Genomic DNA, 23,769 nt, shown 5'->3' with positions numbered 1-23,769 from the left:
CGGCATTCGGGGTCGCCATCCTCGCCTGCTCGTTCCTGTCCTCGGTGCGGCGCAACAAGCGGCTCGCCCGCCTCCAGCACACGGTCGCCGCCGCCGCGGCGTCTCCCCTCGACTACGGCTCCCAGGAGCACACGCCGGGCGCGAAATCATAAGAGGTTGTTCAGTATTCGGCCCACCAGGTTCATGTTCTCGGGGCGGTCGAAGTCGCCGTGCGCGCAGTCCACTTCGAAGAAGTCGATGCGTCCGCCGATATGCGGGCGCCAGGCCTGCTCCAGGTCGTTCTCGGGATCGGCGATCCGGTGCCCCTCCGTATCGAGGGTGGCGCCGAATACCGTTGCGTCGCCGTCGTAGAACGGTGAGGTGTACCCGTCGAGCAGTGTGCTGTTGTTGATGAGAATCCTCGTCGCCTGCCGCACCAGATTCTGGACGACGGGAGATTCGAGCTGCTCACCGAACCTGTCGGCCGCCCACTCCCGCAGGCCCGCCATGGCCTGCTCCTCCGAGACATCGGGTGGAGCGTCCGACCGCACCGGGGGCTTGCTGTCGACGACGCCGAGAAATCCGACCCGCACACCCCGCCGGGACAGGTGGTGCGCCATCGCATGCGCGACTATTCCGCCGTACGACCACCCCAGCAGGAAGACGGGGCCCTCGTCCTGGAATGCGAGGATCCGGCCGACATAGTCCTCCACCATCTCCTCGAACGAGGCGGCCGGTGAGCCCCCGTCCAATCCGCGGGATTGAATGGCGAAGACCGGCCGGTCCGGGAGGTGCGGCCCGAGTTGCTGATAGAACCAGCCGAGACCGCCGCCGGGGTGAATACACCACAGCGGCTGCCGCGATCCGGAACTCTTCAGCATCAGCACGGGATCGAAATCCGTGCCCGAGTCGGCGCCGTCGTCGAGCCGGGTCACCAGCCGGGCGACGGTGGGCGCGTCGAATATCACCCGGACCGGGACCTCCACACCCAGTTTCGCCCGGATCCGGCTGGCCAGTCGCGTGGCCAGCAGGGAATGTCCGCCCCGCGCGAAGAAGTCGTCGTCGATGCCGACCCGGTCGAGTCCGAGGATCTCGGCGAACAGCTCGGCCAGTATCCATTCCCGTTCGGTGCTCGGCGCGCGATAGTCCACCGACGACACCGATTCCGGATCCGGCAGCGCCCGGCGATCCGGCTTTCCGCTCGCCGTCAACGGCAGCGACTCGACCACCATCACGACCGCGGGCACCATGAATTCCGGCAACCGATCACCGGCGAACCGGCGCACATCGGCCGCCAGCAGACCCGCCTGAGGATTGTTGGCGTATGCGATGGGATCGTCCACGACGACCGGCGGCACATACACGTCGGCCAGTGGCCGGCCGTCGCAGGTCTCGGCGTCGAGGAAGACCGCCTCCATGTACCCGGATTCCGCCGACCACGTGACCGCCGTGGTGTGGCCGAATCGCTCTCCCCACGCGTACAGATCCTCGGGCAACAGATGCTCGGGCCGTGTGCGGCTTTCCAGTACACCTTCGAAACCGAGGCCGAGTTCGCCGGCGGTGCCGCAGGGAATTCCTGTGCGGATTCGATGCGTCGCTTCGACCTCGCCGGTGAGTCCGGCGTGCGGGATACCGGTGACGCGAAGGCCGCCCGGATACCGATCCCGAAGTAGCCCGCGCAACCAATCCCGGTCGCGGAACTCCGCTTTCGGCACGTCGGCCACCGAGACCGGCGTCACCGGGACCTTGTGCAGTACCACGTCGTAGCGGTATCGGCTCAGCTCGTTCACCGAACGCCCGCGCTTCAGTTGGATATCCACCGCACCGAAACCGAGCGCGCGGCACGAACCCGCGAAGTACTCGGGCGCCAGCAGCAGTTCTTGTTCGGCCGAGATGTCGCGACGGACACGGTCACGAACCGCCGCGGGATCGTCACCGCCGTGCCGCGTTATCTGTACCGCGGTGGTGAACTCCTCCAGCAGAGCCAGATTCCGCACGTCACCGACGAACACCGCACCACCGGGGGCCAGTAGTTCCAGCACGTGCCCGAGGACCTCGCGAAGATAGGTCCGGCTCGGGAAGTACTGAACCACCGAATTCAACACCACGGTGTCGAAATGGCCCTCCGGCAACCCCTCCACATCATCGGCGGTCCGCACATCCAACACCACACGTTCCGCCCACTCCGCACCCGACTCGTCCAACTGCCGCCGTAGCGTAGTGACGGTCGCGGCGGAGAAATCCGTCGCCCAATACTCGTCACAGTGAGGGGCCAACTGCGACAACAACAACCCCGACCCCACACCGATCTCCAGCACACGCCGCGGCCGCAACCCCCGGATACGCTCCACCGCGGCCGCCCGCCACTCCCGCATCTGCTCCACCGGAATCGGCGCCCCGGTATAGCTGCTGTTCCAGCCACCGAAATCCGCACCGAGCCCGGCCACGGCACCATCCCCGCCATTGTCGGCACCGGAATACAGGGTGTCGTACACCCGGCGCCACTGCCCCACCAACTCGTCCTCCCCCACGGCCGGGCCGGACCTGTCGGGGACCACATAACCGACCAACTGCTGACCGCCGGCGTCGGTATCACGCACGTTCACGACCGCCTGCGACACCGAAGGATGCTGTGCCAGAACAGTTTCCACCTCGCCCGGCTCGACCCGGAAACCACGGATCTTCACCTGATCATCGGCCCGGCCCACGAACTCCAACAGGCCGCGGGAATTCCACCGCACCACGTCACCCGTGCGATACAACCGGCCACCGGCCGAATCGAACGGATCAGCAACAAACCGCGCAGCGGTCAGATCGGCACGGCCGTGATACCCCCGCGCCAGCTGCACGCCGGACACATACAGCTCCCCGGGAACGCCGACCGGGACCGGCACCAGCCACGAATCCAAGACGAACACCCGCACATTCCCCAACGGGCGCCCGATCGGAACGACACTCTCGACGTCGCCTGTCACCTCGTGGCCGGTCACGCACACTGTCGTCTCGGTGGGGCCGTAACCGTTCACGACCTGCACGGCGCCGCATGTCGCCGCCAGCCTCCGAACGACCGCCGCCGTCACCTCGGCACCACCGGACAGGACCCGCGTCAAGGATCGCAAAGGCTCGCCGGGCACGGACTCGACGTGATCGAGTACCGCCGACAACAACGCCGGCGTCGCAAACATCTTCGTCACCGACCGGCTCTCGACCAACCGCACGATCTCCGCCGGATCCGAACGCTGCTCACCCGCGACAACCAGTACCGCGCCACCACACAGGGCGGGCCAGATCTCATACGTGGACGCATCGAACGCCACCGACGAATGCACCAGCACGCGGTCCCCGGAGCCCGCCGACCACGCCTGTGACACCAGATTCACGACGTTGCGATGCGTGACCCCAACACCTTTCGGCACACCCGTCGAGCCCGACGTGTAGATCACGTACGCCACATTCTCCGGCCGCGTCGTGGGGGTTCGGCGCACACGTGTCCGATCCGCTGTGGTGTCCATGGCGTCGAGATGGACATGCGGTATAGCGTTGTCCGGCAACACCATTGCGGTAGCGGAGTCGGTCACGACCGCCGCCGGGGCCGCATCGGACAGAATGAACGCCAGCCGGTCCGGCGGATACGACGGATCGATCGGCAGATACCCACCACCGGCCTTCGACACCGCAAGTAGCGCCACGATCAGTTCCGCGGTCCGGGGCAGGGCGACCGCGACGATCGCGTCCGGACCGACGCCGTGCCCGATCAACACGTGCGCCAACCGCTCGGCTCGACTGTCGAGCTCCCGGTACGACATTGTCACGTCACCGCAGACCACGGCGACAGCATCCGGAGTCGACGCGACCCGCGCCTCGAACAACCCGACCACGGTGAGATCCGGGTCCACCGGCACAGCGGTGTCGTTCCACCGATTCAGCACCGACTCGCGCTCGTCGACATCGAGAACGTCGATCGCCCCCACCGGGACATCGGGTCCCGCGACCATCAGTCGCAGTATCCGCACCAGCCTCTCCGCCATCGCCTCGACGGTGGACCGGTCGAACAAATCCGTTGCGTACTCGACGAATCCGCTCCACTCGCGGCCGGCCGGGGTGTCGGCGATATTGAAGAACAGGTCGAACCGCGCGGTGGCAACGGATCCCGGATAGGGCTCGATCCGCACCCCGGCCAGATCCACCGTCGGCAGAGCATTGTTCTGGAATGCCAGCGACACCTGGAACAGCGGATGATGCGCCGCCGAGCGAACCGGATTCAGCAGCTCCACCAGCAACTCGAACGGGGCGTCCTGATTCTCGTACGCCGCCAACGCTTTCGCCTTCACCTGCCCCAGAACGTCGGTGAACGACGCCTCCGGGGCGACTTCGGCTCGCAGCACCCACGTGTTGACGAAGAACCCCACCAGATCGGCCAGGGCCTCGTCGGTACGACCGGCGATCGGCGCCCCGATCGGAATATCCTCTCCCGCACCGAGTTTGAACAACAACACCGCCAACGCCGACTGGAATACCATCGACATCGTCACACCGGTATCGGCAGCCAACCGCTCCAGCCCGGCCCGGGTATCGGCATCGACGGCGAAAGACACCAGATCCCCGCGATAACCCGCCACCCGCGGGCGTGGGCGATCCGTCGGCAACCGCAACTGCTCCGGCAACCCGGCCAGCTCGCCCCGCCAGTACTCGAACTGCCGCGACAACACACTGTCCGGATCGTCGGACGTCCCCAGCAGCTCCTGCTGCCACAGCGTGTAATCCACATACTGCACCGGCAACGGCGCCCACTCCGGCGCCCGATGCTCGAGGCGGGCCGAATATGCCACGGCCAGATCCCGCAACAGCGGCGCCATCGACCACCCGTCGCCCGCGATGTGGTGGATCAACACGACCAGCACGCATTCGTCTGTGCCGCAACGCACCACGGTGACCCGGATCGGAATCTCGGTGGACAGGTCGAACCGATACCGCACCGCCGCGGTCACCGCCTCGTCCACGGCGGCGGCGTCCACGTCGGTCACCGTCACCGGCACCTCGACGGTCTCGGCGTCGAGTACCCGCTGCGACGGCACGCCGTCGGGGTCGACGAAGACCGTCCGCAGGCTCTCGTGCCGCACCACGACGTCGGCGACCGCGGCGGCGAACGCCGACTCGTCGAACACGCCGCTCAACCGCGCGGCCAACGGGATGTTGTAGGTGGCGGAGGGGCCCTCCAGCCGGTGGATGAACCACAGGCGCCGCTGCGCGAACGACAACGGGACCACATCGGGCCGGGGCCGGGCCCGCAGCATCGGGCGCACCTCTACGCCGGTGTCCAGCCGGGTCGCCAACTGCGCCACCGCCGGGGCATCGAAGACGGTCCGGATCGGGACCTCGACCTCCAATGTCGCCCGAATCCGGCTCACCAGACGGGTAGCCGACAACGAATGGCCACCCAGCTCGAAGAAGCTGTCGTCCACGCCTACTCGATCGAGCCCGAGAACTTCGGCGAACAACTCCGTCAGCACCCGCTCGCGTTCGCTGCCCGGCGCCCGGTAGCGCATCGACGACGCGAATTCCGGGACCGGCAACGCCGCGCGATCGAGTTTCCCGTTCGCGGTCAACGGCACCGACTCGATCACCGTGACGACCGCCGGCACCATGTAGTCCGGCAACCGCTCGGCGGCGAACCGCCGCACCTCCGCACCGTCGAGCCCGCGTCGATCCTCGACCTCGTTCGCGGCCGCACCGGACCTGTCGGCGACCACATAGCCGATCAGCTGCTTACCGCCCGGACCGTTGTCACGCGCGATCACGACCGCCTGTGACACCGAAGGATGCTGCCCCAGAACGGATTCCACCTCACCGGGCTCCACGCGGAAACCACGAATCTTCACCTGATCATCGGCCCGGCCCACGAACTCCAACGAACCACCGGCATTCCACCGCACCACATCACCCGTGCGATACAACCGGCCACCGGCCGAACCGAACGGATCAGCAACAAACCGCGCAGCGGTCAACGCCGCACGGCCTCGATATCCCCGGCCCAACTGCGCACCAGCCACATACAGCTCCCCGGGAACACCGACCGGCACCGGCGCCAGCCACGAGTCCAAGACGAACGCCCGGACATTCCCCAGCGGAGAGCCGATCGGCACCGACGCGCCCTCGAATGGCTCTGCGGCGTCGAACGAGCGACGGGTGGCGAAGGTTGTCGCCTCGGTCGGCCCGTACACGTGCACGATCCGCGTCTCGGGGCACGTCCGCAGGGCACGCCGGAATACGTCCGGTGGCATCTCCTCGCCGCCGGTCCACACCTCGCGAAGCTCGCCGAGTGCGGTCGGGCACTGCTCGAGGAACGACTCGAACAACCGGGTGGTGAGAAATGCCGCTGTCACGCTGTTCGCGGCCAGCAACCGGCCGAGGGCCTCGATGTCGACGCGGTCCGGCGGCGCGACGACGACCCTGCCGCCACCCAGTAGCGGCACCCATATCTCGTACGTCGAGGCGTCGAAGGCGACCGAGGAATGCATCAGCACGCTGGCGTGCGCGCCGTCCCGCCACACCGGCTCGGTCGCGAAGGCCACGACATTGCGATGGGTGATGGCAACGCCTTTGGGCACGCCGGTGGAGCCGGAGGTGTAGGTCAGGTACGCCACATTCTGCGGCCGCACCGTGGCGACCCGGCCTGGACCGGCCTGATTCCGCATATCGACGGTGTCGAGGTGGATATGCGGTATTCCGTTGGGGGGCAGGAGCTTTTCGGTGTCCCGATCGGTGACGACCGCGACCGGGGCGGCGTCGGTGAGTACGAATGCCAGCCGCTCCGAGGGATACGCCGGGTCGATCGGCAGGTACGCGCCACCGGCCTTCAATACCGCGAGCAATGCCACGATCAGATCCGCGCTCCGGGGCAGGGCGACCGCGACAATCGCGTCCGGACCCACGCCGCGAGAGATCAGTAGTCGCGCCAGCCGCTCTGCTCGGGTATCCAGGTCGCGGTAGGTCGATTCCGTTCCCGCACAGACGATTGCCACGGCGTCCGGGTCCGCGGCGACCCGCGCTTCGAACAAGTCGACCACCGTGGCGTCCGGCACCTCCGGAGCGGTTCCGTTCCACCGGCGCAATACCAATTCACGCTCGTCCGCACCGAGAACATCGATCGACGCGACCGCAGCGTCCGGATTCGATGCCACCTGCCGCAGGATCCGCACCAGCCGCCCCGCGAGGGCCTCGATGACGGTCCGATCGAAGACATCGGTGCGGTATTCGAGGTGCAGTGTCAGGGCGGGAGCGGAATTCGCGACGAGCGTGACGGGATAGTGCGACGGCGTCCTGGGTCGTGGATCGGTGAGGGCGATGCCGCTGGCTGTCAGGGCGTCATCGATTCCGGCCTGGTCGACGGGATACGACTCGAATCCGATGAGTGTGTCGAACAGGACGCCGAGACCGACCGCCTGATGGATATCGCTCAAGCCGACATGATGATGATCCAGCAACGCGACCTGACGAGCCTGCAAACCCGTCAGCACCTCGGCGAGGGTCTCCCGGGAACCGAACCGCAGGCGCACGGGCACCGTGTTGATGAACAGCCCCACCATCGAATCCACCCCTGCGATCGCGGGCGGTCGACCCGACACGGTCGCGCCGGCAACCACATCACGACGACCGGTGGTCGCGGCCAGCACCATGCCCCATCCGCCTTGCACAATGGTGTTCACCGTGATCCCGAGCGCCGTGGCCCGGTGGCTCAATGCCGAGGCCGTCTCCGCCGTCAGCGGCACCTCGACCCGCTCGACCCCGGCCGGCCCGGAGCCGCCCTGGGGCGTGCCGACACTGTCGGCGAGGAGCGTCGGTTCGTGCACGCCCTCGAGTTCCCGGGTCCACGCCTCCACACCCGCCCGGAAATCCTGGCGGCCCAACCACTTCAGGAATTCCCGGTAATCCGCCACCGGCGGCAGAGCAGCGGCCGCACCACCCGAGCCGTAGAGCAGCAGCAAATCCCTGACCAGCAACGGCAACGACCAGCCGTCCAGCAGCACATGATGCGCGGTGAACACCAACTCCGACCGTTCCTCGGTCATCTCCACCAGCATCAACCGCAACAGCGGCGGAACCGCCACATCGAAATGCGCATCCCGGTCCTCGACCAGCAACCGCTCCAACGCCGCACCGCGATCGGCCTCACTCAGATCACGCAAATCCCCTACGCGCCACGGCAATTCGACGCCGTTGACAACAACCTGAACCGGAGCACCCCGAGCATCGGCCGTGAAACCCACCCGCAGATTGGCATACCGATCCAACAACCGCTGACCGGCCGCCCGCATCCGGGCCGCGTCCACCCGCCCGGCCAGCCCGAACACCACCTGCATGTGATAGGCGTCGAAACCCTCGCCCGCCAACGCTCGGTGGAACAACAATCCCGACTGCATCGAGGTCGACGGCCACACATCCACCAACCCCGGATAGCGCCCCTCCAACACCTCAATATCCCCCTGCCCCAGCTCTACCAGCGCAAAATCCGACGGCGTCCGGCCGCCCGCGCCCGAAGTCGCCGCGTGCCGGGCCAAGCCCGCCACCGCGTCCCGCCACAGCCCGGCCAGATCCTCCACCTCGGCCCGCCCCAGCACGCCCGCAGGTGCGGCGAACACCGCCTGCAATACCGGCCCCTCGCCGGTGTCGATCACCATCGCGTTCACAGTCAGCGCCGACATCGCGGGCATCGCCGACAACGCCGGATCCGAGGGCGTGATCAGCTGTTCCGCATCGACCGCGGGTGTCCAGCCGGCTCCTTGCAGTCGTTGCGGCAGAAGATCCGCCGAGGTGAACCTGCCGAGATAGTTGAAGCCTATCTGTCCGGTCGAAAAACCTTGCAGCACAACAGCGGTCTCCGGATTCAGATACCGCAACAACCCGAACCCGATCCCCTTACCCGGAACCGCACGCAACTGCTCCTTCACCGACTTGACCAGAACCCCCGCCGCCGGACCACCCGCGCACAGCTGATCCCACTCCGTCGCCGCTGCGCGCAACCGTACGGGGAACATGCTGGTGAACCAGCCCACGGTGTTCGACAGATCGGCGCCGGGCACGGTGTCTTCCTCGCGACCGTGGCCCTCCAATCGGATCAGCACCGATTCCTCATCCACACCGCGCGCGTGACGCCGGCGAGTCACCGCGGCGGTCAAGGCCGCCAGCAACCCGTCCTCGACCCCGCCGTGGAACACCGCGGGCAGGGTCGTCAGCAACGCCTCGGTCACGTCGGCAGGCACCTCGACGACCACGGAGTCCACGGTCCCCATGACATCGGTGACCGGATCCAATGCCCTGCTACCCAAGACGGGATCGGGCCCGTCGAGAACCGAACGCCACCACGACAACTCCGCCACCCGGTCCGGCCGGTTCGCTTCTTCGGCCAGCCCGTGCGCCCACCGGCGCATCGACGTCCCTGTCGCCGCCAAGGCCGACGCCGACCCCGCCTGCCACGCGGAGGCCAAGTCGGGCAACAGAATCCGCCACGACACACCGTCGACCACCAGATGATGCGCGACGATCCCCAGCCGGCCGGCTCGTTCGGGCCCCGGATCGAACCAGACGAACTGCACCATCACCCCGGACGCCGGGGCCAACCGAGCGACCGCCGCCTCCAGCTCCGAGCCGATCACGCCGACTTCTTGCCGGGGACCGGCAATCTCGATGCGCCGCACCAACTGCCCGACATCCACCGCCTCCGCCGGTGCGACATCGAGGCCCGCACCCCGGTCGTCGTCGACCAACCGCGCCCGCAACGCATCGTGACGATGCATCACCGCCGTCAACGTCGCCACCAGATCCGCCCGATGCACACCCACCGGCAGATCCAGCACCATCGACTGACCGAAACGCTCGAAACCGGCACCCAACTCACGCACGAACCGCGCCACCGGCAGCAACGGCATCCACCCCACGCCGGCACCGGCCAACTCTTCCAGCGCCGAACCCACGCCGCGCCCGTCGGCCACCGCCGCCAGCGCCGCGACCGTCCGGCACTCGAACACCTCACGCGGGCTGACCACGACACCCAGCGCCCGTGCCCGCGACACCACCTGGATCGACCGAATGCTGTCCCCGCCCAGCTCGAAGAAACCGTCGTCCACACCCACCCGGTCCACACCCAGGACCTCGGCGAACGCTCCCGCCAATGCTCGCTCGACGTCCGACCGCGGCGCCCGGTACCCCGCCGGTGAGCCGAACTCCGGCTCCGGCAGCGCTTTTCGGTCCACCTTCCCGTTCGCGGTCAACGGCACCGATTCGATCACCATCACCGCCGCGGGCACCATGAAGTCGGGCAACCGCTCCGAGACGAACTCACGGACCTGTACCCCGTCGAGTTCTGCCGCGCCCGCGAGGCCGTCGCAGGCGGGGCCGGGAACTACGTAGCCGATCAGCTGCTTGCCGCCGCTGCCGCCGTCACGGGCTGTCACGACGGCTTGTGACACCGAAGGATGCTGCCCCAGAACAGATTCCACCTCACCCGGCTCGACCCGGAAACCACGCACCTTCACCTGATCATCGGCACGACCCACGAACTCCAACTGTCCACCGGCATTCCACCGCACCACATCACCCGTGCGATACAACCGGCCACCGGCCGGATCGAACGGGTCGGCAACAAACCTCGCCGCGGTCAATCCCGCCCGTCCGCGATACCCTCGCGCCAACTGTGCGCCCGCTACATACAGCTCTCCCCGGACCCCCACCGGGACCGGTGCCAGCCACGGATCCAACACGTACACCCGGGTATTGGCCACGGGGGCACCGATCGGAACCACGGCACCCGCTACCGCCTCGGGCACGACCAGCGCCGTGACGTCGACCGTCGCCTCGGTCGGGCCGTAGAGATTGTCGACCCGAGTACCCGGGCACGCGGTTCGGATGGCGTCCACGAGTTCTGCGGGGAGCGAGTCGGCTCCGGTGTTCACCTGGGTGACGCTCTCGAAGGCATTGCCCGGCAGCGACTTCAGGTGATCGGCCAATGCCGACAACAACGGCGGCGTCGCGAACAGTTTCGTGACCGACCACGACTCGGCCAGTCGCGCGATCTCCGCCGGATCCGAACGCAGCTCGCCCGCCACCACCACGGTCGCGCCGCCGCACAATGCGGGCCACATCTCGTACGTCGACGCGTCGAACGCCACCGACGAATGCACCAGCACCCGGTCCTCGGTGCCCACCGACCACGCCTGGGTGATCAGGTTCACCACGTTGCGGTGAGTGATACCAACACCTTTCGGTACACCCGTCGACCCCGAGGTATAGATCACGTACGCCAGATTCTCGGGCCGGACCCTGGCGAGCGGATCGAGGCCGGTCCGGTTCTCTGCGCCGGTCACCTCGAGGGCATCGAGGCAGACCTGCGATATAGCATTGTGCGGCAACAGTTTTACGGTAGTAGAGTCGGTCACGAGAGCCACCGGGGCCGCGTCGGCCAGAATGAACGCGAGCCGATCCGAGGGATACGCCGGATCGATCGGCAGATACCCGCCACCGGCCTTCAACACGGCGAGCAACGCCACAATCAGCTCCACCGACCGCGGCAACGCCACCGCGACAACCGAGTCCGGCTCGACGCCACGCGAGATCAGCACCCGCGCAAGCAGATCCGCCCGGGCCTCGAGCTCTCGGTACGACGCCTCCGCATCGCCACAAACCACAGCGATCGCCTCCGGGTTCGCGGCGGCCCGCGCCTCGAACAAGTCGACCACCGTGGCGTCGGGCACCTCCAGAGCCGTCTCGTTCCACCGGCGCAACACCAACTCGCGCTCGTCCGCACCGAGAACATCGATGGAACCGACCGCGACACCCGGATCCGACACCACCTGCCGCAGAATCCGCACCAGCCGATCCGCCATCGCCTCGACCGCGGACCGATCGAAGACGTCGGTGCGATATTCGAGTCGCAGTTCCAGATCGGGCGCGGCGCCCGCAACGACCGTCAGGGGATAGTGCGTGGGTGCTTCAGGGCGCAGGTCGGTGAGGGCGATGCCGCCGGCCGTGAGGGCGTCGGCGATCCCGGTCCGGTCGACGGGGTACGACTCGAAACCGATGAGCGTGTCGAACAGGACGCCGAGACCGACCGCCTGATGAATATCGCTCAAGCCGACATGATGATGATCCAGCAAGGCAGCCTGCCGGGCTTGCAGGCTTGTCAGCAGGCCGCCGAGGGTGTCGTGAGGCCCGAACCGCACGCGCACGGGCACGGTATTGATGAACAGCCCCACCATCGAATCCACACCCGCGATCGCGGGCGGACGACCCGAAACAGTCGCACCGGCAACCACATCACGACGACCGGTCGACGCGCCCAGCAGAATGCCCCATGCTGCCTGCACGATGGTGTTCAGCGTGACCCCGAGTGCGCCGGTCCTCCTGCTCAGTGCCGAGGCCGTCTCCGCTGTCAACGGCACCTCGACCCGCTCGACTCCGGGCCGGGCGGCGCCATCGGCGTTGCCGGCCGCGCCGGCGAGCAGGGTGGGTTCCCCCACCCCTTCGAGTTCCTCGATCCACGCCTCCACACCGGCGTGAAAATCCTGGCGGCCCAACCACTTCAGGAACTCCCGGTAATCGGGCACCGGCGGCAAGGCGGCACCGCCGGAGCCGTACAGGAGCAACAAGTCCTTCATCAGCAGTGGCAACGACCAGCCGTCCAGCAGTGCGTGATGCGCGGTGAACACCAATTCCGACCGCTGCTCCGTCAGCACCACGAGCATGAACCGCAACAACGGCGGAACGGCCACATCGAAATGCGCATCGCGATCCTCGACCAGCAACCGCTCCAACGCCACACCGCGATCCACCTCGTCCAGATCACGCAAATCCACCACACGCCAGGGCAATTCGACATTCTCGACAACTACCTGAACCGGGACACCGCGAGCATCGTCGGTGAATCCGACCCGGAGATTCGCATACCGGTTCAGTAACCCTTGACCGGCCGCTCGCATCCGGGCCGGATCCACCCGCCCGGCAAATCCGAACACCACCTGCATGTGATAGGCGTCGAAACCGTTGCCCGCCATCGCCCGATGGAACAACAACCCGGACTGCATCGAGGTCAACGGCCACACATCCAGCAACCCCGGATAGCGGCCCTCGAATACCTCGATCTCCCCCTGCTCCAGCCGCACCAACCCGAAATCCGACGGCGTCCGGCCACCCGCACCCTGCATCGAGGCGTGCTCGGCCAAGCCTCCGACCGCGTCCCGCCACGACCGGGCGAGACTCTCCGCCTCGGTCGTCTCCAGCACTCCGGTGGGTGCCGCGAATAGCGCTCGCAATACCGGACCTTTGTCGGTGTCGACCACCATCATGGTGATGTCCAGTACCGACATGGCCGGCATTGCCGGGTCCGGTGCCGCGGCGGATCCCGCACCGTCGCGGGACGGGGTCCAGCCGGCTCCTTGCAGCCGCTGCGGCAGAAGATCCGCCGACGTGAACCGGCCCAGGTAGTTGAAACCGATCTGACCGGTCGAAAACCCTTGTAGCACAGCAGCGGTTTCCGGATTCAGGTACCGCAACAACCCGAACCCGAGCCCCTTACCCGGAACCGCACGCAACTGCTCCTTCACCGACTTGACCAGAACCCCCGCCGCCGGACCACCCGCGCAGATCTCGTCCCACGACTCCGCGGCAGCACGCAACCGCACCGGGAACACGCTCGTGAACCAGCCGACGGTGTGCGACAGGTCGGCGCCGGGAACGATCTCCTCCTCGCGCCCGTGGCCCTCCGCTCGGATCAGCACCGATTCCTCGGGCGCACCTCTGATTCGACGCCGGTGCGCCACCGCCACCGCGAGCGCCGCCAGCAACCCGTCCTCGACCCCGCCGTGGAAGACCGCGGGCAGCGTCGTCAACAACGCCTCGGTCACCGTCGGGGGAACCTCGACGACCACCGAGTCCACGGTCCCCATCACATCGACCGCCGGATCCAGCGGCCGAGAGCCCAGCATCGGATCGGGCCCGTCGAGAACCGAACGCCACCAGGGCAACTGCTCCACCAGTTCCGGTGCGGACGCCTGCTCGACCAGCCTCCGCGCCCACTGTCCCATCGACGTGCCGGTCCTCGGCGGCGTCTCCGCCGCCGCTTCGGAAGTGCCACCGGACGATACCCGTTGCCACGCGGATGCCAAGTCGGGCAACAGGATTCGCCAGGACACGCCGTCGACCACCAGATGATGCGCCACGATCGCCAATCGGCCCGCCCGCGCCGGCCCGGCATCGAACCACACGAACTGCGCCATCACGCCCGCCGCCGGGGCCAACCGGGCGACCGCTGCCTCGAGCTCCGGGCCGATCGCACCCGCCTCGGCCGACTCGACGCGATGCAGCAATCGATCCACATCGACCGCCCCCACCGGCGCGATATCGAGCCCGGCACCCCGCGCGTCGTCAACCAGCCGCGCCCGCAACACATCATGGCGATCGATCACCGCCGTCAACGTCGCCACCAGATCGGCCCGATCCACACCCACGGGCAGATCCAGCACCATCGACTGGTTGAAACGCTCGAAACCGCCACCGAACTCGCGCACGAACCGAGCGGCCGGTAACAACGGCATCCAGCCCGCCCCGTCGTCGGCCAACGCGGCCACCGGCTCACGCTCGACGGCCACCGCGGCCAACGCCGCCACCGTCCGGCATTCGAACACCTGCCGCGGACTCAGCACGACACCCGATGCCCGCGCCCGCGACACCACCTGGATCGAACGAATGCTGTCCCCGCCCAACTCGAAGAAGCCATCGTCCACACCCACCCGTTCCACGCCCAGGACCTCGGCGAACAACTCCGCCAGCACCCGTTCGCACTCGGTACCCGGCGCCCGGTACCCCACCGGCGACGCGAACTCCGGAACCGGCAACTTCCCACGGTCCACTTTCCCGTTCGCCGTCAACGGCACCGACTCGATCACCGTCACCGCTGCGGGCACCATGAAGTCCGGCAACCGCTCGGCCAGCCACCGACGCATCTCCGAGCCGTCGAGTTCCGCGCCGTTCTGGGCCGGCTCGGGCCTGCCGGCGGCCACGTACCCGATCAACTGCTTGTCACCGGAATCGGTCTCGCGGGCCACCACCACGGCCTGCCGCACCGAAGGATGCTGTGCCAGAGTCGATTCCACCTCGCCCGGCTCGACCCGGAAACCACGCACCTTCACCTGATCATCGGCACGACCCACGAACTCCAGCAACCCACCCGAACTCCACCGCACCACATCACCCGTGCGATACAGCCGACCACCACCGGCCGGATCGAACGGGTCGGCAACAAACCTCGCCGCGGTCAACGCCGCCCGACCCCGATACCCCCGAGCCAACTGCACACCGGCCACATACAACTCACCGGCCACGCCCAGCGGAACCGGCGTCAACCACGAATCCAACACGAACACCCGCACATTCCCCAACGGGCATCCGATCGGAACGACACCCTCCGCATCCCCCGCAACCTCATAATCGGTCACACACACCGTCGTCTCGGTGGGACCGTAGCCGTTCACGACCCGAACACCGGCGCACTGCGCAGACAGCCTTCGAACAACCGCCGCCGTCACCTCGGCGCCACCGGCAAGAACCCGCGTCAGGGATCGCAAAGGCTCACCGGGCACGGACTCCACGTGATCGAGCAGCGCCGACAACAGCGGTGGCGTCGCGAACAACCTCGTCACCGACCGAGACTCCACCAATCGCACGATCTCGGCCGGGTCCCACCGCTGCTCACCCGCGACAACCAGCACCGCACCACCACACAGGGCAGGCCACATCTCGTACGCCGACGCATCGAACGTTACCGACGAATGCACCAGCACCCGATCCCCAGGACAGACCGACCACGCCTGGGACACCAGGTTCACCACGTTGCGATGCGTAACCCCAACAGCTTTCGGCACACCCGTCGAACCCGACGTATAAATCACGTACGCCAAGTTCTCCGGCCGCACCGCGAGGGTCCGGTTCGAACCGCTCCGGTCCCGCACGTCGTTGATGTCGCGCGTGCCGTCGATGCCGGACGAGTCGATATCGAGGTGCGGTATCGCGGTGTCGGGCAAGAGTTTCGCGGTCGCCGAGTCGGTCACGACCGCGGCGGGGGCCGCGTCGGCGAGCATGAATGCCAGCCGATCCGAGGGATACGCCGGATCGATCGGCAGATACGCACCACCGGCCTTCAACACACCCGCGAACGCCACGAGCAGCCCGACCGACCTCGGCAGAACCACCGCGACCACCGTATCGGGGCCGACGCCCCGCGAGATCAGTTCGCGTGCAAGCCGATCCGCCCGAGCATCCAGAACTCGGTAGGTCAGCTCCGTGTCGCCGCAGACGACCGCGAGCGCATCCGGGGTTGCCGCGACCCGCGCCTCGAACAACTCGGTCAACGTAGTGTCGAGGACTTCCGCGGTGGTGTCGTTCCACCGGCGCAACACCTGTTCCCGTTCGTCGCGGACGAGCACATCGATCGATCCGACCGGAGCGTCCGGGGCCGAGACGACCGACCGGAGCAAGCACACCCACCGCGCGGCCATCGCCTCGACCGTGGACCGATCGAACAACTCGGTCGCGTACTCGACGAGCGCGCTCCACTCCCGACCGGCGGGGGCGTCGGCGATATTGAAGAACAGGTCGAACCGCGACGTCGCGGTAGCGGCTGGACAAGGCTCGATCCCCACCCCCGGAAGCTCGAGGGTGGGCAGGGTGTTGTTCTGGAACGCCAGCGACACCTGGAACAGCGGATGATATGCCGCCGAACGAACCGGGTTCAGCAACTCCACCAGCAACTCGAACGGAACGTCCTGATTCTCGTAGGCCGCCAGCGCTTTTGCCCTGACCTGGCCGACAACATCGGCGAACGACTCCCCCGGAGTCAGGTTCGCGCGCAACACCCACGTATTGACGAAGAACCCGACCAAGTCGTTCAGGGCTTCATCGGTACGCCCGGCGATCGGAGACCCGATCGGAATATCCTCCCCCGCACCGAGTTTGAACAGCAGTACCGCCAGCGCGGACTGCAACACCATCGAGACCGTCGCACCCTCGGCGGCAGCCAAACGTTCCACCGCGACACGAACATCCGGGTCGATGGCGAACACCACGACATCCCCGTCATGGCTCGCCACCCGCGGGCGGGGCCGATCCATCGGCAACCGCAGCTGCTCCGGCAACCCGGCCAGCTCACGACGCCAGTACTCGAACTGCCGAGACAGCACGCTGCCCGGATCGTCGGACGACCCGAGCAGTTCCCGCTGCCACAGTGTGTAATCCACGTACTGCACCGACAACGGCTCCCACTCCGGCGCCCGGCCTTCGACACGAGCTGTGTACGCCACCGACAGATCCCGCAACAACGCCGCCGCCGACCAACCGTCTCCGGCAATGTGGTGTATCAGCAGTACCAGTACGCATTCATTCTCGCCGTGGCGAAATACAGTGGTGCGCACGGGAATTTCCGACGACAGATCGAACCCGTACCGCACCGCTTCCGCCACCGCCGCATCGACGTGATCGGGATCCACATCGGCCACGGTCACCGGCGCCTCGACGCTCCCTGCGTCGAGCACACGCTGGGCGGGCGTTCCCTCGGTGTCGACGAAGATCGTGCGCAGGCTCTCGTGCCGCGCCACCAGGTCACCGACCGCGGCCGCGAACGCCGGGACATCGAGCGTGCCGTGCAGCCGAGCGGTCACCGGCATGTTGTAGGTGGCGGCGGGCCCCTCCAACCAGTGGATGAACCACAGCCTCCGTTGCGCGAACGACAGCGGAACCACATCCGGGCGTGGCCGGGCGCGCAGCATCGGACGCACCCGGACACCGGCATCCAGCCGAGTCACCAACTGCGCCACCGTCGGAGCGTCGAAAACCGTCCGGATCGGCACCTCGACACCCAGCACCGCCCGAATACGACTGACCAACCGTGTAGCCAACAGCGAATGGCCACCCAACGCAAAGAAATTGTCGTCCACACCGACCCGGTCACGCCCCAAGATCTCGGCGAACACCTCGGCCAGGGCCCGTTCCTGCTCGCTACCCGGCGCCCGGTACTCCACCGATGACGAGAACTCCGGAACCGGCAACCCCCGACGGTCCACCTTCCCGTTCGCCGTCAACGGCACCGAATCGACCACCATCACCACCGCCGGGACCATGAAGTCCGGCAACCGCTCACCCACCCAACGCCGCACCTCCGAGCCGTCGAGATCGCCACCATCCGCGGACCCGTTGCGCCCCGCCGAGCCGGTCCGGTCGGGAACCACGTACCCGATCAGCTGTTTGTCACCGGCTGCGTCATGCGCTGTCACCACCGCTCGGGACACCGAAGGATGCTGCGCCAGTAGGTTTTCCACCTCACCGGGCTCGACCCGGAAACCACGGATCTTCACCTGATCATCGGCCCGGCCCACGAACTCCAACAGACCCGACGCATTCCACCGCACCACATCACCCGTGCGATACAACCGGCCACCGACCGAATCGAACGGATCAGCCACAAACCTCGCCGCAGTCGACGCCGCGCGGCCGTGATAGCCCCGCGCCAACTGCGCACTTGCCACATACAGTTCCCCCGGAACGCCGACCGGAACCGGCGTCAACCACGAATCCAGCACGTACGCCTGCGTATTGGCCACCGGGGCACCGATCGGCACCACACCGGACACCGTCTCCGGCACGACCAGCGCCGTCACATCGACCGTCGCCTCGGTAGGGCCATAGAGGTTGTCGATCCGCAAGTCCCCGCACCTGGACCGCACCGCGTCCACCAGACCGGCACCGAGCGCGTCGGCACCGGTGTTCACCTGCCCGACACTCTCGAAGGCATTGCCCGGCAACGACTCCAGGTGATCGACCAACGCCGACAACAAGGCCGGTGTCGCGAACAGCTTCGTCACCGACCGAGACTCCACCAACCGCACGATCTCGGCCGGGTCCGAGCGCTGCTCGCCCGCCACCACCAACGTCGCACCACCGCACAGGGCAGGCCAGATCTCGTACGTCGACGCGTCGAACGCCACCGACGAATGCACCAGCACCCGATCCCCGACTCCCGCCGACCACGCCTGAGACACCAGACTCACCACGTTGCGGTGAGTGATACCAACGCCTTTCGGCACACCCGTCGAACCGGAGGTATAAATCAGGTACGCCAGATTCCCCGGCCGCACGACCGCCGAGCCGACACCGTTCACCTCGCCGACATCGAGCGTGTCGAGATGACAGTGAGGAATCGTGGTGCAGGGCAGCAACTTCGCGATATCCGCGTCGGTCACGACCACCACCGGCTCAGCATCCGCGAGAATGAACGCCAACCGATCGGAGGGATACGCCGGATCGATCGGCAGATACCCACCCCCGGCCTTCAACACACCCACCAACGCCACCAACAAATCCGCAGATCTCGGCAACGCCACCGCCACAACCGCATCCGGCCCCACCCCACGCGACACCAGAACCCGCGCCAAGCAGGCCGCCCGGGCATCGAGCTCCCGATACGTCACCTCCGTGTCACCGCTGACCACCGCGACCGCATCCGGCACAGCCGCAACCCGCGCCTCGAACAGCCCCACCACCGTGCGGTCCGGAACCTCGAGGGCCGTCTCGTTCCACCGGCGCAGTACCAGGTCACGTTCGTCGGTGTCGAGAACGTCGATCGACCCCACCGCCGCATCCGGATCCGACACCACCAGCCGCAGGATCCGCGCCCATCGCGCCGCCATCGTCTCGACGGTGGACCTGTCGAACAGATCCGTCGCGTACTCGATGTGCACGTCCCATCCGCCCGGCGTATCGCCGATATTGAACGACAGATCGAATCGTGACGTCCTCATATCCAGGGCATAGGGTTCGAGCGCCACCCCCGGCAGTTCCAGGGTGGGCACGGCGTTGTTCTGGAAGCTCAGCAGTACCTGGAACAGCGGATGGTGCGCGGCGGAGCGGGCCGGGTTCAGCAACTCGACCAGCAGCTCGAACGGAATATCCTGATTCTCGTACGCGGCCAGCGCTTTCGCCCTGACCCGACCCACGATCTCGCGGAAGGCCGCCGCCGGAACGACTTCGGTCCGCAACACCCACGTATTGACGAAGAATCCGACCAGATCGTTCAAGTCCTCATCGGTACGGCCCGCGATCGGCGCTCCGATCGGGATATCCTCTCCCGCACCGAGTTTGAACAGCAGCACCGCCAACGCCGACTGCAACACCATCGAGACCGTGGCACCCGAACCGGAAGCCAGCCGCTCCACCGCGGCACGAACATCCCGCTCGATGGCGAACACCACGACATCCCCGTCGTGACTCGCCACCCGCGGACGAGGCCGGTCGGTCGGCAACCGCAGCTGCTCCGGCAATCCGGCCAGCTCACGACGCCAGTACTCGAACTGCTGGGACACCACGCTGTCCCGATCGTCGGACGACCCCAGCAATTCCCGCTGCCAGAGCGTGTAATCCACATACTGCACCGGCAACGGTTCCCACTCCGGCACACGGCCTTCGACACCAGCCGTATAGGCCACCGACAGGTCCCGCAACAGCGGCGCCATGGACCAGCCGTCGCCGGCGATGTGGTGGATCAGCAGCAGCACGACATAGTCGTCTGTGCCGCAACGCATTACCGTGACGCGGATAGGTATCCGAGTCGAGAGATCGAATCGGTACCGCGCCGCCTCGGCGACCGTCGCGTCCAGCTCCGCGGGCGGCACGTCGACGATCGTCACCGGCGGCTCGACGCTGCCGGCGTCGAGCACCTGCTGGGCGGGCACGCCGTCGACCTCGACGAAGATCGTGCGCAGGCTCTCGTGCCGCGCCACGACGTCACCGACCGCGGCCGCGAACGCCGAGGCGTCGAACGCGCCCGTCAACCGGATCGCCACCGGCATGTTGTACGTGGCGGAGGGGCCCTCGACCCGGTGGATGAACCACAACCGGCGCTGGGCAAACGACAACGGAATCACGGCAGCCCCACCTCTCGATTCATCTTGCGCAGGGCCGGCCGGCGGGACGGAGCCAGCCGGTCCCAGCTGTGTGCGAGTTGAGCGACGGTGGGCGCCTCGAACATCACCCGGATCGGGACCTCGACCCCCAGCACCGCCCGGATACGACTGGCCAGACGGGTAGCCAGCAACGAATGACCGCCCAGCGCAAAGAAATTGTCGTCCACCCCGACCCGGTCACGCCCCAGGATCTCGGCGAAAACCTGGGCCAGGACCCGCTCACGCTCGCTGCTCGGAGCCCGATACTCGGCCGCCGACGCGAACTCCGGGACCGGCAACTTCCCACGGTCCACTTTCCCGTTCGCCGTCAACGGCACCGACTCGATGACCATGACCACCGCCGGCACCATGAAATCCGGCAACCGCTCGGCCACGAACCCGCGCACTGCCGCGGGCAGCAGGGCGTCCTGAGGACTGTTGACGTACGCCGCCGGATCACCGACCGCGGCCGACGTCGCGTATACGTCGGTCAGCGGCCGGTCCTGCACCGTCGCCGCAGGAACGAAGACCGCGTCCATCCGATCCGGCGCCGCGGACCAGGTGACCGCGGTGACGTATCCGAGTTGTCGCCCCAGCACATGCAGGTCTTCGGGCAGCACGCCGCCGGCCCGTGCCGGGTCGGCGTCGAGCACTCCTTCGAAACCCGCTGCGAGCGAGTCGGTTCGCCGCTCGGAAAGGGACTGCCCCCGCCGTATTCGGTGAGCGGCGTCGATCTCGCCGACCAGGCCGGCGTGCGGGATACCGGTGACACGAATGCCGCCGGGCCGGCCGGCTCGCAAGAGCGTCCGCAGCCGATCACCGTCGCGGAATTCGGCTTTCGGCACATCGGCGACCGACAGCGGATCCGTCGGAGCCTTGCGCAGCACGACGTCGTAGCGGTATCGGCTCAGCTCGTTCACCGAATACCCGCGCTTCAGCCGGACATCGACCGCATCGAACCCCAGCCCCGCGCGACACGAAGCCGGGAAGTACTCGGGTGCCACCAGCAGCTCCTGTTCGGCGAAGACGTTGCGGCGCACACCTTCCCGGACGACGCCGGGATCATCGGCACCGTAGCGGGTGATCTGCACCGCGGTGGTGAACTCCTCCAGCAGAGCCAGGTTCCGCACGTCGCCGACGAACACCGCACCACCGGGAGCCAGCAGCCGCTGCACCTGTTCGAGGACCCTGCGGAGGTATTTCTCACCGGGGAAGTACTGGACGACGGAATTCAACACCACGGTGTCGAAATATCCCGCGGGCAGCCCGTCGGAATCGTCCGCCGCCCGGACACTCGTGAATACGTGGTCGGCCCACCCGGCATCGACCCCGTCCAACCGTTGCCGGAGTGTGTCGATGGTGGCGGCGGAAAAGTCTGTCGCCCAATACTCTTCGCAGTCGGGGGCCAACTGCGACAGCAACAGTCCCGAACCCGCACCGATCTCCAGCACACGCGACGGGCTCAGTTCCCGGATGCGCTCGACCGTGGTCTCCCGCCACTCCCGCATCTGCTCCAGGGGGATCGCCGCTCCGGTGTAACTGCTGTTCCAGCCGCCGAAATCGGCACCCAGCGCGGCCTCGTCCCGCACGGCTCGGGCACCGTTCCCGGCAGACAAATCGTCATATACTCGACGCCACTGCCCCACGAGTTCGTCTTCGTCCACGACCGCCCCGGACCGGTCGGCCACCACGTACCCGATCAACTGTGTTCCGCCGGTGGCAATTTCGCGCACCACCACGACCGCCTGCGACACCGAGGGATGTCGAGCCAGGGCGGTTTCGACCTCGCCCGGTTCGACCCGGAACCCCCGGATCTTCACCTGATCGTCGGCCCGGCCCACGAACTCCAGCCGGCCCGCCGCATTCCACCGCACCACATCACCGGTGCGATACAACCGGCCGCCGTCCGGATCGAACGGGTCGGCCACGAACCTGGCCGCGGTCGATCCGGCCCGTCCCCGATAGCCTCGCGCCACCTGCGCACCGGCGACATACAATTCGCCGGCCACGCCCGCCGGGACCGGCATCAACCACGAATCCAGCACGAACACCCGCACATTCCCCAGCGGGCGTCCGATCGGAACGGCACCGTCGACGTCACCCACCACGTCGTGGTCGGTCACACACGCCGTCGTCTCGGTGGGGCCGTATCCGTTCATGACCTGAGCGCCTGCGTATTTCGCCGTCAGTTTGCGCACGACGTCCGCCGTCAGTTCGGCGCCGCCGACGATGATTCGTCTCAGCGTCCGCAGAGGTTCGCCGGGCAGGGATTCGACGTGATCGGCCAACGCCGACAGCAGGGGTGGCGTCGCGAACATCTTCGTGACCGACCGATCCTCGATCAGCCGGGTGATCTCCGCGGGATCCGACCGCTGCCCGTCCGCGACAATCAATGCGGCGCCCCCGCACAGGGCGGGCCAGATCTCATAGGTCGACGCGTCGAACGCCACCGACGTATGCACCAGCACGCGATCTCCGGGACCGGTCGACCAGGCCTGAGCGATCAGATTCACCACATTGCCGTGGGTGACCGCAACGCCTTTCGGGAGGCCGGTGGAACCCGAGGTATAGATCACGTACGCCACATTCTGCGGACGTACCGAGGGAGTTCGTCCCGGACCGTCCGCAGCGCCGGGATCGGCCGTATCCAGACAGATATGTGGTATTTGGCTGGGAGGCAACAGCTTTGTGGTGGCGGAGTCGGTGACGACCACGGCCGGGGCCGCGTCGGCGAGAATGAATGCCAGCCGATCCGCGGGATATGCCGGATCGATGGGCAGATACCCGCCGCCGGCTTTCAACACCGCTACCA

At 67.2% G+C, this 23,769-nt stretch carries 2 protein-coding genes (1 of these 2 cut by a window edge); both read right to left on the bottom strand.

Translation table 11 applies throughout. From position 1 onward, the window contains the following. Positions 1-146 precede the first annotated feature (146 nt). Positions 147-20,939, bottom strand: coding sequence for a non-ribosomal peptide synthase/polyketide synthase (locus D892_RS0119465; protein ID WP_024802857.1), 20,793 nt, complete (start codon positions 20,937-20,939; stop codon positions 147-149). Beyond that, positions 20,936-23,769, bottom strand: partial view of a non-ribosomal peptide synthetase gene (locus tag D892_RS0119460; protein ID WP_024802856.1) — the final stretch only. It continues 12,355 nt past the right edge of the window; only the last 2,834 of its 15,189 coding nucleotides appear in the window; the start codon falls outside the window, past its right edge; it ends in the stop codon at positions 20,936-20,938. Before D892_RS0119460 ends, D892_RS0119465 begins: the two co-directional genes overlap by 4 nt.

Source organism: Nocardia sp. BMG51109, from assembly GCF_000526215.1.
Classification (GTDB): Bacteria; Actinomycetota; Actinomycetes; order Mycobacteriales; family Mycobacteriaceae; genus Nocardia.
The sequence above is the reverse complement of the archived record's forward strand: the minus strand, read 5'-3'. Positions and strand labels throughout refer to the sequence as shown.